Raw genomic sequence first — 12,022 nt, forward strand, 5'->3', positions numbered from 1 at the left:
GTTTGGCGAGCAGGCGGATGAGTGTTAGATCATCGATCACTACTGTTCCCCGATCCGAAGATCGCTTGTGAGCAAGAAGGGGCAAGCTTCGCCCGAAAGTGTGGCCGCCCAGCTGGCAGGCAGTCGACTGCAACACGACGATTTGCCGGAACATGAGCTTCTTGCGCTGATGTTTGATCAGGCTCCAGGTTTCATGACTTTGCTCAGCGAGCCTGGTCACGTTTTCCAGTTGACCAATGCGGCTTACCAGCGACTGATCGGTCAGCGGCAGGTTATCGGCAAGTCGGTGTGCGAGGCGTTGCCGGAGCTCGAGGGCCAGGGCTTCTTCGAATTGCTTGATCGTGTCATCGAAACCGGCGAGCCCTATGTGGGCCGCAATGCCAAAATCGTCCTTCGCAACGCCGAGACGGGTATGGCGGAAGAACGCATCCTAGACTTCGTCAATCAACCGATTAGAGCTAGCGATGGCCGCATCAGCGCTATTTTCATACAGGGCACGGATGTCAGCGACCTGTCGTTTGCCAACGCTTCGCTGCAACTACGCGAGGATCACCTGCGTTCGATCCTGGCGACGGTGCCCGATGCAATGGTCGTCATCGACGAAAGCGCCCTGATCCAATCTTTTAGCACGGCGGCCGAGACATTGTTCGGCTACAAAGCCAGCGAAGTCATCGGTCAAAACGTCAAGTTGCTGATGCCCTCGCCCTACCGGGAGGAGCATGACGCCTATATGCAGCGTTACCTGACGACGGGGGAGCGCCGCATCATAGGGCTGGGCCGTACGGTAACCGGGAAGCGCAAGGACGGATCGACCTTTCCGATGGAGCTCTCCGTGGGCGAAATGCATCCCGGAACGGGTCGCTTCTTCACCGGTTTCTGCCGCGACCTGACGGAACGCCACAGAACCGAAGCCAGGATACAGGAGCAGCAGCAGGAACTGCTTCATATGGCGCGGTTCACCGCACTCGGTGAAATGGCCTCGACATTGGCGCACGAGATAAACCAGCCGCTGACGGCGATCACGAACTATCTCAAAGGTAGCCGCCGCCTGCTCGAAAAGAGCAAGGACGACAATGCCGTGATGTTGCAGGAGGCTGTCGAAAAGGCTGCCGAGCAGGCCTTGCGCGCCGGCGATGTCATCCGTCGTCTGAGGGATTTCGTCGCCAGGGGCGAAAGCGAGCGTCACGTCGAACGTCTGCCGGCTCTGATCGAGGATGCCTCGTCGCTGGCTTTGGTTGGGGCCAGAGAGGCGGACGTGCGCGTCACTTACGATCTCGATCCGACGGCCGAGCTTGTTTTGACCGACCGCATCCAAATCCAGCAGGTGCTGCTGAACCTGATGAGAAATGCCGTGGAAGCCATGCAGGGGCAGCCGCACCGCGAGCTGCGTGTCGTCACCGTAGCGCGGCGCGACGGCATGACCGAGGTTAGCGTCATCGACACCGGTCCGGGATTGGCCCCGGAGGTCTCAGCTCAGCTCTTCCAGCCTTTCGTCACCACCAAGAAGCAGGGCATGGGCGTCGGCCTGTCCATTTGCCGGACCATCGTCGAATCCCATGGTGGTCATATCTGGGCAGAGTCGGTAGCGGGCCGGGGGACCGCATTTCGGTTCACTTTGCGCGCCGTGGAGAGGGAAGAGGTCGCCAATGGCCAGTGATGTCGTGCACGTGGTCGATGATGACGTCGACGTCCGCAAGTCTCTGGGCTTCCTTCTTGCGACAGCCGACTTTGCGGTGCGCCTCTATGTATCGGCAACAGCATTCTTGGCAACAGAGCCAAAAGAGGTCGACGGCTGCATCGTCACCGACGTGCGCATGCCCGGCATCGACGGCATAGAATTCCTGAGGCAGTTGAAGGCTCGCGGCCATACCGTGCCGGTCATTGTCATGACGGGGCACGCGGACGTGGCGCTGGCAGTGCAAGCGATGAAGGAAGGAGCGGCCGATTTCATCGAGAAGCCGTTCGACGACCAGGTGCTGATCGACGCAATTCGCTCGGCGGTCGATAACCGCAACCACGGGGCGGCGTCACACCCGCAAGCCGCCGACATTCGGAAAAATCTGTCCACGCTGTCGGAGCGGGAACGTCAGGTGCTTGACGGTCTCGTTTCGGGTTTGCCCAATAAGACGATAGCCTACGATCTTGGGATCAGCCCGCGCACGGTCGAAATCCATCGCGCGAACCTCATGAGCAAGATGGGCGCCGGCAGTCTTTCGCATCTGGTGCGTATGGCTTTGATCGCCGATCCCACACGCTGAAACCTGAAAGGCAACGCACTTTGTTCTGACGGAACTTCAGGACGGGAACTGGTGCGTTTTCCGGAATTGCTCTACGCACGGTTCTGACGATCCTCTCGGCCGCTTTCCAGCTGCCAGGCGCGCCAATGTGTTGGCCGGATATCGACTCGGATGCCTGTAACGGCATGCTGCCATCCCTCGCGCCCTTTTTCGCAGGGAAATACAAGAGCATGCAGGCCCTCCTCGTCCAGAACGGCTAGTTCGAGACTACGGCCAAACGGAGCGCTTGCGATTGGGTTCCACATCCGCTCAGCGTGGGCCGAAAAGTGGCTCGGCGCTTTGATTTGGATCAGTTTTGGCGCGGCCTGCGCCTAGAACCTGTGCATCCTCAAACGACCACGCGCCCTGCAATTTGATACAGCTCAAAGCGGCGCTCTTTCCTCGTTCGTAGGTTGAGTCCAGCGGATCGAACCGTCGCACCCCGCGGCGCCGCCTCTTGAACAGGCCCTTACACATGAACTACCAGCGGTTCTTCGAGGAAGCGATCGACCAGCTCCATGCAGAGCGGCGCTACCGCGTCTTCGCCGATCTTGAGCGCATCGTCGGCCGCTTTCTGCGCGCCGTCTGGCGTTCCAACGGCCGCGCCCAGGAAATCACCGTCTGGTGCTCCAACGACTACCTCGGCATGGGCCAGCACGGCGATGTCATCGCCGCCTTTCAGTCGGCGGCCGGCAAGATGGGCTCGGGCGCCGGCGGCACCCGCAACATCTCCGGCACCTCCAACCCGCTGGTCGAGCTCGAGCAGGAGCTCGCCGACCTGCACGGCAAGGAAGCGGCGCTGGTCTTCACCTCCGGCTTCGTTTCCAACGAGGCCTCGATCTCGACCATCGCCAGGCTGTTGCCCAACTGCCTGATCTTCTCCGACGAATTGAACCACGCCTCGATGATCGAGGGGGTGCGCCGCTCGGGCGCCGAGAAGAAGATCTTCCGCCACAACGACGTCGCCCATCTGGAGAGCCTGCTGCAGGCGGCCGGGCGCGAGCGCGCCAAGCTGATCGTGTTCGAGAGCGTCTATTCGATGGACGGCGACATCGCGCCGATCCGGCAGATCGTCGAGCTGGCCGAGCGGCTGGCCGAGCGCATCGACGTCATCGAGGGCACCTTGGCCAAGGCCTTCGGCACGCTGGGCGGCTATATCAGCGGCCGCAGCGCGGTCATCGACGCGGTGCGCTCCTATGCGCCGGGCTTCATCTTCACCACCGCGCTGCCGCCGGCGATCGCGGCGGCCGCCACCACCTCGATCCGGCATCTGAAGCGCTGCTGCGCCTCGCGCTCGGCCTGCGAGCGCCATGACCTATATCGACGAGGTGCATGCGGTCGGCATGTACGGGCCGCGCGGCGGCGGCATCACCGAGCGCGAGGGGGCGATGGGTTACGATCATGACGAAGAAAAGGCCAATGTTTCGCGATCCCCAGGAGGCGGGACGAAAGCTAGGCGCCGAGCTGGAAAAGCTTCAGCTCGAGAACCCGATCGTGCTCGCATTGCCAGGGGCGGCTCCGGTCGCTGCCGAGGTCGCTAAGTCCCTTAAGGCGCCACTTGATCTGGCGATAGTGCGGAAGGTCGGAGCACCGAGAAATCCGGAACTGGGAGCCGCCGCGATCGTCGATGGCGATCCGCCGGACGTGGTACTCAACCGTGACGTCGTGGAGGTCTATTCACTCGGCGATGATGAACTTCGGGTGCTGGTCGCAAAATGAACGTCCTGAGCTCGAGAGACGCCGCCTCGCATGTCGCGGTAAGCACGACCCTTTGGAGGTATGGGGCAAGACGGTGGTCATCGTTGACGACGGTGCGGCCACCGGGACGCCGATGAAAGTCGCGATCCGCGCGTTGAAGAGACGTTCACCTCGGGAAATCGTCTTAGCCCTCCCGGTGGCGCCGCCAGAGACGTTGACGGACCTTGCCGGCGAAGCCGACTGGACCGTCTGCCTAAGCGAACCGACGCATTTGCGGGCGATTGGCCAAATTACCTCAAGTTTCCCCAGCTCTCGGACGACGACGTCGTCGCCATCTGTGACGAGACCGCACCCAGCCAGCAAGCCGGTCGATGCCGTAACCCAACCCGAGCCGGCGACGGTGCTGCGAATCAGCATGTAGCAACCCGAAGGAATAGGAGACGCCGATGCTCATCCGCACGCTTTCCACTCTGGAATGTACAAAGTTGCTGGCCGCCAACCGCTTCGCTCGCCTGGGCTGCGCAAAGGAGGGACAGCCTTACGTCGTGCCGCTCTATTATGCCCATTCGGACAATCATCTCTATGCGTTCTCGATGTTGGGCAAGAAGATCGATTGGATGCGCGCCAATCGGCTGGTCTCAGTCCAGGTCGATGAGCGGGGTCCGGGCAGAAGTTGGAAGAGCGTCATCGTCGACGGCCGCTATGAGGAGCTCCCCGACCGCATCGGACACAAGCTCCAGCGCGATCACGCCTGGGCCCTGCTGAGCAAACATGCGGAGTGGTGGCAACCGGGCGCTTTAAAGCCAGGTGCCCCGCCGGCTGACCTGCCGCATGTTTTTTTCCGGATCTCTGTCGCCGGTGTCTCAGGGCGAGAGGCGAGTGAGAGCTGATCGAACCTGGCATGATCAACCAACTGGGCGGCGCACCTGCACGAGAGCGCGGTGGTGATCACAGGCGGTGCGGCATTTGACATGCGATCGTCCTGGTGCCATCGCCAGCGCTCCGGAGACATCCGCGAGTCGATCAGCGCGCTTGGAGTGATGTTGGGCGGGCAAGGCGGGCTCGACCGGGCCCACCTCCCCCGTCACAGACCCCTTGCCTGCGCGGTAATCGCTGGCTTCCTTCGATATAGGCCAGCGAAATGGGACCGCCAGAAAGAAGAAGTCAGATCGCTACTTTACCCAACTGCCCCGAGGTGCACCAGCGGCCTCGCGCAGCTTGCGGGAGCTATCCTGGCAGCCCGGCGCCGAGCTGATAGAGGTCGCCCCTCACTGTCATTCGAGCCTTTTAGCAAATTTTTGGCAACGGACTCACGACTTTCCGGCATGGACCGCCGACTATGACGGAAGAAGGCGCCCAGTCAGAGGAGGATCATATGAGCGCTGGTGCCGTCATCCGCATGCCCGACGAGAGGACGGGCGTCATGCTGCGTGGTCATCCCATGGCTTTCCTCGTCACCGGCGAAAATACCAGGCACACGAGCATGTTCGACTGGACGATCCCGCCGGAGTTCGCCACCGGGCGGCATGTTCACCGGGTGCAGGAAGAGACTTTCTATCTGCTCGAGGGCGAGTGCGAGTGGCATTTCGGCGACAAGATGGTCCGCGCGACGCCTGAAACCTTTCTGTTCATCCCGCCGGGAGTGCCGCACAACATCACGAATGTCAGCGACAAACCGGCACGCGTGCTGATGACCGTTTCTCCGCCTGGCCACGAGCATTATTTCGAAGAGCTCGCCAGACTGGCAGCGCAGGGCGGGGCCGGATCCAAAGGCGGCGCTCGCCGATCTTCGAAACCGCTACGACACCGACCAGCTCTCGACTCCGACGACGCGCGCGTGAATGGGGTTGGCCAAATCACCTTGGGGCCGCCGCAACCGCAGCGCTGCTCGCCGGTGATATCAGAAGTCCGCGGCCTGATCGCTACGGTGGCGTCCAGTGACTGTTGCCACTCAAAGGCTCGCTCCAATCGACTGGTCAGACGACGTAAGTCATTAATTCGACGATGCCTTTTCTGCGACTTTCGAAGCACAAAAAGGGGGACATGGAGAAGCGCGCTATGTGGTTCAGTAAGCTGAGTCGACATTGGATGGCGCCTCTGGGGACGAAGGGTGCTCGCAGCAGGCATAACCCGTAGCGGCGAGGTCTCGCGATGCGTGACGCAGCGCACCCGTACCGCGCCGGCACTGGTATCTAGAAGAAAAATGATCGCTTGATATCCGTTATGAAGCGCGCAACGCGCGCTGGCAGTGCTGACACGCGATGCAATCGGGTTTTCGGCTGTCGCGGACATTCCAGTGTGCAGTCCGGAATTATCTGTCGGGATCTGGTTAAAGATACGGGCATAACCGAGGGTCAAGCCCCCGAACTTATCTACTGCTCGGCCTGAACTGACATCTCTGGTTCGAGAGCGCGACTCGCCTTTCGGCTGAGTGCCCGTCCTAATCGTCGAGGAAGGGTCATTAGTAAGTGCTGATGCCCAGGATTGCGGACGGCTAAATCGCGGCGCACTATTGGTATCAGCCCCGCTCCCACGAACGGGGTGAGGCCCGGCCTGTTGCCCTGTGCATCCCTGCGCTTCCCGTGACAGACCGGGCACCCATTCCCAAGCGGATCAGAGTTTCCGAAAGCCACCGCTATCAGGAAGTGAGATTGCGCGAGTGGCGGACAGAGTTTTCGGATAAGTTCTCATACCGATCGTCTGAGGGCGCTAAGATGTTAAGCTCTCACCTAGCGGAATTGGTCGAACAAAATCATCTGGCCTGGCATGCCTTCGCAAAGGGCGATCCTGAACCTTTGAAATATCTCTACTCGCGGCAGGATGACGTCATTATCGCCAATCCGTTCGGGCCGCCGGCGAAGGGGTCGAACAACGCCGCTGCGACCATGGACCGGGCTGCCACCCATTACCGGGACGGCGAAGCTACTGGTTTTGAGCGCATCTCCGAGTACGCGAGGCGGATTTAGGGTACATCCTCGACATCGACCGGTACCGATCCAGGGTCGATGGGAGCGTTAAATTGGTGCCGCTGGCGGTAGTCGCAATGTGAAGGCCTGCTCAGCTCGGCGAGCGCCTCCATATGGAGGAACGGGTGCCATTGGTCTGGCAATATTTGACCCTAACGGGACGCTAGAAAATGTGTTGTGGATAGTGACAGTTCGTTCACTATGAACCGCCCTTTTCATTGAAGGCGCCCATCGAACGCCTAGTGTGATCCACAACGGCAATTGTCGCTTGGGCGGTCCCCGAGCTAGGGGGCCGGACAGTTCAGTTCCCGCCAGTCTGCGTCGATCACCGGCTTCTCCGTGATTTCGAATCAATCTCATTTTGCCCCCACGATGCTGCCGAACGTTTGCCAAAGATGCCACCGGACGCGCTACCCGAGCGAGTTTGACCTGAAGCCGACCTTGACTTGGTGGCTACGCCTTATTCGATTGTTCCATGGTCAGCTGGCGATGCTGTCTTACGCGAAACGCAATGGTTACGAGTTCGATCGGCCGGAGTGCGGGCAATGCTTTGGCCCGGGCTACAACCCGAGGCGCGTTCGTGACAAGGCGGTCCGGGACCGTTGACGGTCACGATACAGGGTTAGCGCGAGGACGCGCTGGTCATCCCCACCGAAACAGTTTTGACCTACCAGTATACTCGCTGTGGTCGGTCACAGTGAGGGGCAGGCCGAGGTAATCCGCCAGGACCTCCTGCGCGTGCCAGGCGTCAAGAAGATCAACATCCTCCGTGAACGACCCGAACAGATTTCGTCGGGTTCCCCCTATGCCAAGCTGGCCACGCTCGGCCTGTCGGGTCAGGACATCGTCGCCTTGCAGCGGCAAAACACCGTCACCCCGGCAGGCTCGATCGACACCAGGGGCCGCAGGGTCAACCTGCCCTGCCCTCACTGGGCTTTGTCGCTTCCCGTGATTGAGCTTGTGCCCATCGGCGCGACGATGCCGACGCGATTTTCAGCGTCCGGCTAGAATGGCTCGCTAAACTGCTCCTTGCAGGGTAAGTTTGGGTGTGCCAGATCTGCGGCCAAGCGGTTGTTTGGCGTGATCTGCGGCAAGTGATCTGGCATGAACAGCCGGGCTAGGCCGCTTGAGAAGGCCACACGATAGGCTCGCACTGGTCTGGCACCGCCGCCACGACTACACCGGGGATTTTCCGACTTGTCGCTAGTGCATCGTCCTCGCTCAGCTGCAGCGCGGCGCCGCTGCCCAGCCGGACGCTGCCCATGCGCACATTCGGCACTACTGCACGCGCGCGAGCAGCTCACCGTCGGTTGCTGAACTGGCAAGGAGTGCTTCACGGCGTGCCGCCGATCTCCGCCGGTTTGAAAAGCGAATGGGGGCCTGCTTGGCATTTAGGTTGGACACGTTTGCAGACCGGGCTGTTTGCCCGAGTTCGGTGACCGGGCGCCCAGATAGTGCGTTGCTTTATTAAATTCCGCTTTAACAATGTGAATGGTACGCCAGCCGCCCGAAGCGTTGCCACAGAAGATCGCGGATGGCTGCCATCGCATCATCGTTCGATAACCAGTTCGCGAGACTGACTCTGATATGCGCCGGCAGGCCCAGGGGTGGCTTGCCTGGAACCGGGCGGGTGCTCCGGGTTCCTCGGTCCAGTGGCTTGGCTACCAGCCCACAGTATTTATCTGAGAAAGATCGGCGATGTCGTCATAGATCATCGAACCCTTGACGAGAAAACACGAGCCGCCGAGAACTTCAAATAATGAGCTTGACGCGGTGCAGGCGGGAGGGGTTTCGAAGGCGGTGGGCCAGCGCGTCGCGGTTTGTACCTTGCTGCCGTTGGCTTCGGCAGAGCCGACGCATATCGCGAGGACGGCGATAGCAATGAGGGTCTTGCTCATGATTAACCTCAGAAAACCAAGTTGCCATCCTCGCGACCCAATGTAGCACCGGCCAAAAATGCTTCTATCCACCAATTGGATGATTTGGGATCGTCTATGTTAACTAGCAATCAGCGCGTCGAATAATATGAACGGAGCGGGTTTTGTCTCCGGCCGCTTTGGTTCGGTAACGCCGCCCAGTCGCCTATCGGACGAGGTTCGCTTCACGAGTGAGCCGTGGACGGCAACGCGGGATCAATGCGATGCCGGTCGATATCGTGGGCGCCTGTTGACAGGCCGAGCACCCCCGCGCAGAAGGCGGGAGCGTGCAGTCCCGAATTAGCCTGATCGACGTTTCAGTTGATCAGGTCGAGCAGTTGTTGAAGAGCTTTCAGTCGGATGGCCCAGCGGCTCTCCGGCACTACGGCGCGTGACCATGACGGGCCGGCTGCCTGACTGCTGCCGCGACCAAAAGCTCGGGCCGGACGCGTCAGCGAGATGGGACGTGCGATGGTGAAATGCGCCGAGTGTGGCAGCAGGCGTGTCACGTCGGGTTCACCTTGTCTCACCCAAAATGAGCGCTATGCTCCTGGCGTCGATCTTGTTGAACGAACGCTGTTTTCGCGCTTGGCGCCCTGACGATTTTCCCTCTCAATTTCGAAAACTGGCTCGTTTGGCAGTCTGCCAGACGTGGATGATTTGCGCCGAGTTGAAAGGAAATCGCAATGACTACGGGAACAGTGAAGTTCTTCAACGCCACCAAAGGCTTTGGCTTTATCGAACAGGGCAATGGACAGCCAGACGTGTTCGTCCACATTTCTGCTGTGGAGCGCGCTGGAACGCGATCCTTGACGGAGGGCCAGAAGGTGAGCTTCGACATCGTAAAGGATGCGCGCAAAGGCAAGAGCTCCGCGGAGAACATCCAAGCAGCTTGAAATGAGCACCGGCTCTTCAAGCATTGGAGAAGGTCGGTTGTGCCCGGCCTTTTTGGTAAGAGGCAAAAAATGGCTGTCCATGCCAAGGCGAAGCGACCACACAGGTTGCGCGGACGATAGTTGAGGGCGAAGCGGCCAGGAGGAAGGCAAAGACGGCGCGGCTTCGGGCGGCCAGGTTGGCGCAGGAGATTGTCAATACAACCCCAAAGGGCAAGCCCAAGCGCAAATAGCCGCGTAGGCGCGAATGCAGGCCGGTAAAAAGCAGCCGCTGCGAGGAAACTTCGCATGTGAACATATGGGCCTCTCAACCGTTGAAGGCTAGGAGGTTCAGCTGCTATGAGCAACCACGCCAGCGAGAATGGGAATTTACACGAGGCCGCTCTCGATATTCTGGCGAAGCGACTGGCCAAGAAGGCAGACATTGCCGAAGAGCAAGCCCGCCAGTGCCCGAAGGGTACCGCGAGAAGTGGGGGTTGAAGCCGGACTATCTGATGGTCGCGCCGAACTACGCCGCCCAGCGGTCGACGCGGGCCAAGGCGGCTGGGCTCGGCCGGAATTCCGCGACCGGCGAAGAGCGTGGCCAAAAGGCGTTCTTCGCGATGAATGCGGAGTGCCATGAATTCTGATGTGAAGGTCGCTGACGAGCTTTCACCCTTGATCAATCGTTCATGACATTCGCGCAAGTTCGTCGGCGGAGATGCTGGTGCTAGCCTGCATGCCCAATCCCTGCCCCGGCGCCTGAATCACCCCTCTGCGCCGGGGCTTTTCAGTTCTCGACGCTGACTGCCGCCCACGCGGCCCTAGCCTGTAAACTCGCACAAAAGGTCCACCCTTCTTGATACATTTGGCAAAGCCCTGCTTGTGTTCGCCAAGAACCCGCGGCCGGGTTGTAAAGCGGAAGCCCGCCGCCTCGGGGAGAGAACGACGGGCTTCTTGCTTAAGGGAGCGGCGGGGGACGGGCCGCTCGGGGCTATAACCCGCAGAAGGCTAATCAGTTCCTGCTAATCTCGCGATGGGCGGGCGGTGGCTAGGTGTTTAGTCCGGCATTTGATGGACCGGGTCGAGTCGAAAGCGCTCGGGCTCTTTTTTCCATGGTTTTGCAGATGAACTCAAAAGGCGTCGTCTTGAGCCGGCGTGCGAAATTGTAGGCTGAGATGAAGGCGGCGAGGTGTCGGCGCAGCTGATCGTGATCGTCATAGTGGAAGCGCTTGACGGTCGCGTCCTTGATGGTTCGGTTCATCCGCTCGACTTGACCGTTGGTCCAGGGATGGTTGATGAAAAGGCGAATGACCGACAACTTCGAACACAAGTGCCAACAAGGCACGGTTCAATGGCCGGCGACGAAATCTGGCTGCGGTGGAATCGCTCACCTAGTAACTGTTTGCGCATCGGGAGGCGCCCGGCGCGTCATGTTAAGCCACATCAACGCTTGGCACTGTCGCTGTCGGCATCGGCCCGTGCCAGGAAGATCTCTGTGACCTGAGGAAGATTGTTCTTCAGCCACTCAGCCATCGCTTCCTCCTCGCGGAGGTTCTGCTCGCACACGCGGGCAATCTCCGCTTCATCGGCTGCATTGGCTGCCGCTATCAGGATCGTATAAGAAGCGATTTCCATATGTTCGAATGTGTAGCTGGCAAGAGAGCCCTTCATCACCTCGTCGCCTGCGAAGACCCCACTGATGGACTGAGCCATTGCAGTCAGCTTGCCGCCCGCATCTTTGAGTGTTGAGGAACCCTCGTCCATCGCATCCAGGCAGGACTGCAAACGTCTGGCCTGCTCCTTGGTTTCGGCCAGGTGAGATCGGATGCGTGCGCTGAGCTCTGGATAGCTGTCGAGCCGGCTCAGTTGGCCCGAGAGCATCGTCTCTGCTTGTTCCTCCATCGCATGCGCGTCCCTCAGCCATTGGATGAGCCATTCGCGGGATTCAGGCATTGTTGTCTCCTGTTGCTTAGCGAGCCCCAAACCGGGGAAGAGGTCCATTGTTCCTGAAGCCCGCTCATCTCGTGCCGATGAACTGTGATTTTCTGCTGGGACGCACGCCAGACTCTGCGTCGGTCGTGAGCCGAGGTCGAGCGCTGCTATTGGAACTCCCTGAGCTTTCGCGCCTCTCTGACAAGTACAGCAACTTCCTCGCCGTGCGTTCTGATCAAGCCGCGCACCTGTTCTTCTGTCAGCCCATTCACAGCAGCAAAGTAGCCGACCTCATAGGGGTCATTCGCCGAGACACGATTCGGGTTGCGAAAGGTACGTTCGGCGCTGTCACTTTCCAT

Annotated in this window: 11 protein-coding genes and 5 pseudogenes; 11 read left to right on the forward strand and 5 right to left on the reverse strand. The window is 60.1% G+C overall.

The annotated features are described in order from the left end of the window. Positions 1–169 precede the first annotated feature (169 nt). The 9 genes and pseudogenes from EJ074_RS10685 to EJ074_RS10725 all read left to right on the forward strand — a co-directional run. Entirely contained in the window at positions 170–1,657 is a 1,488-nt protein-coding gene (locus EJ074_RS10685; RefSeq protein WP_129554036.1) for a PAS domain S-box protein, read from the forward strand. Continuing rightward, positions 1,647–2,258 carry a response regulator FixJ gene (gene fixJ / locus EJ074_RS10690; RefSeq protein WP_129553308.1) on the forward strand — a complete coding sequence of 204 codons (612 nt, stop codon included), beginning with the start codon at positions 1,647–1,649 and terminating at the stop codon, positions 2,256–2,258. Before EJ074_RS10685 ends, fixJ begins: the two co-directional genes overlap by 11 nt. A 493-nt stretch (positions 2,259–2,751) precedes the next feature. After that, a pseudogene (locus EJ074_RS10700) lies at positions 2,752–3,552 on the forward strand (aminotransferase class I/II-fold pyridoxal phosphate-dependent enzyme); the annotation flags it as partial. A 125-nt stretch (positions 3,553–3,677) separates the two neighbouring features. After that, the gene (locus tag EJ074_RS30200; RefSeq protein ID WP_245454828.1) at positions 3,678–3,995 is read left to right on the forward strand and encodes a hypothetical protein; all 318 of its coding nucleotides are present in this window, start codon (positions 3,678–3,680) and stop codon (positions 3,993–3,995) included. Next, on the forward strand, positions 3,967–4,395 hold the full coding sequence (locus EJ074_RS30205; RefSeq protein WP_245454872.1) for a phosphoribosyltransferase family protein: 429 nt from the start codon (positions 3,967–3,969) through the stop codon (positions 4,393–4,395). Before EJ074_RS30200 ends, EJ074_RS30205 begins: the two co-directional genes overlap by 29 nt. A 25-nt stretch (positions 4,396–4,420) precedes the next feature. Next, complete coding sequence (locus EJ074_RS10710; protein ID WP_129553310.1) at positions 4,421–4,864, forward strand: pyridoxamine 5'-phosphate oxidase family protein; 444 nt, start codon at positions 4,421–4,423, stop codon at positions 4,862–4,864. A 485-nt stretch (positions 4,865–5,349) separates the two neighbouring features. Next, a pseudogene (locus EJ074_RS10715) lies at positions 5,350–5,815 on the forward strand (cupin domain-containing protein). A gap of 810 nt (positions 5,816–6,625) precedes the next feature. Further along, on the forward strand, positions 6,626–6,940 hold the full coding sequence (locus EJ074_RS10720; protein ID WP_245454829.1) for a hypothetical protein: 315 nt from the start codon (positions 6,626–6,628) through the stop codon (positions 6,938–6,940). A 705-nt stretch (positions 6,941–7,645) separates the two neighbouring features. Further along, a pseudogene (locus EJ074_RS10725) lies at positions 7,646–7,852 on the forward strand (hypothetical protein); the annotation flags it as partial. A gap of 749 nt (positions 7,853–8,601) precedes the next feature. Here EJ074_RS10725 and EJ074_RS10730 read toward each other — a convergent pair. Further along, positions 8,602–8,838, reverse strand: a complete 237-nt coding sequence (locus EJ074_RS10730) for a hypothetical protein (RefSeq protein ID WP_129553311.1) — start codon at positions 8,836–8,838, stop codon at positions 8,602–8,604. A 335-nt stretch (positions 8,839–9,173) separates the two neighbouring features. Continuing rightward, positions 9,174–9,365, reverse strand: coding sequence for a hypothetical protein (locus tag EJ074_RS10735; RefSeq protein ID WP_129553312.1), 192 nt, complete (start codon positions 9,363–9,365; stop codon positions 9,174–9,176). Between the two features lie 177 nt (positions 9,366–9,542). Here EJ074_RS10735 and EJ074_RS10740 point away from each other — a divergent pair, with 177 nt between their 5' ends. Next, positions 9,543–9,752 (forward strand): cold-shock protein, encoded by a 210-nt coding sequence (locus EJ074_RS10740; protein ID WP_129553313.1) that lies wholly within the window; start codon positions 9,543–9,545, stop codon positions 9,750–9,752. Between the two features lie 446 nt (positions 9,753–10,198). Beyond that, positions 10,199–10,378, forward strand: a pseudogene (locus EJ074_RS30210) (MucR family transcriptional regulator); the annotation flags it as partial. 409 nt (positions 10,379–10,787) lie between these two features. Here the strand turns inward: EJ074_RS30210 and EJ074_RS10750 are convergent. From EJ074_RS10750 to EJ074_RS10760, 3 genes and pseudogenes are all read right to left on the reverse strand, one after another. After that, positions 10,788–11,022, reverse strand: a pseudogene (locus EJ074_RS10750) (integrase core domain-containing protein); the annotation flags it as partial. Positions 11,023–11,174: 152 nt separating this feature from the next. Then, complete coding sequence (locus EJ074_RS10755) at positions 11,175–11,684, reverse strand: DUF892 family protein (RefSeq protein WP_095809224.1); 510 nt, start codon at positions 11,682–11,684, stop codon at positions 11,175–11,177. Positions 11,685–11,830: 146 nt separating this feature from the next. Further along, positions 11,831–12,022 (reverse strand): DUF3606 domain-containing protein, encoded by a 192-nt coding sequence (locus EJ074_RS10760; protein ID WP_129553315.1) that lies wholly within the window; start codon positions 12,020–12,022, stop codon positions 11,831–11,833.

It is taken from the genome of Mesorhizobium sp. M3A.F.Ca.ET.080.04.2.1, from assembly GCF_003952525.1.
In the GTDB taxonomy this organism is placed as follows: Bacteria; Pseudomonadota; Alphaproteobacteria; order Rhizobiales; family Rhizobiaceae; genus Mesorhizobium.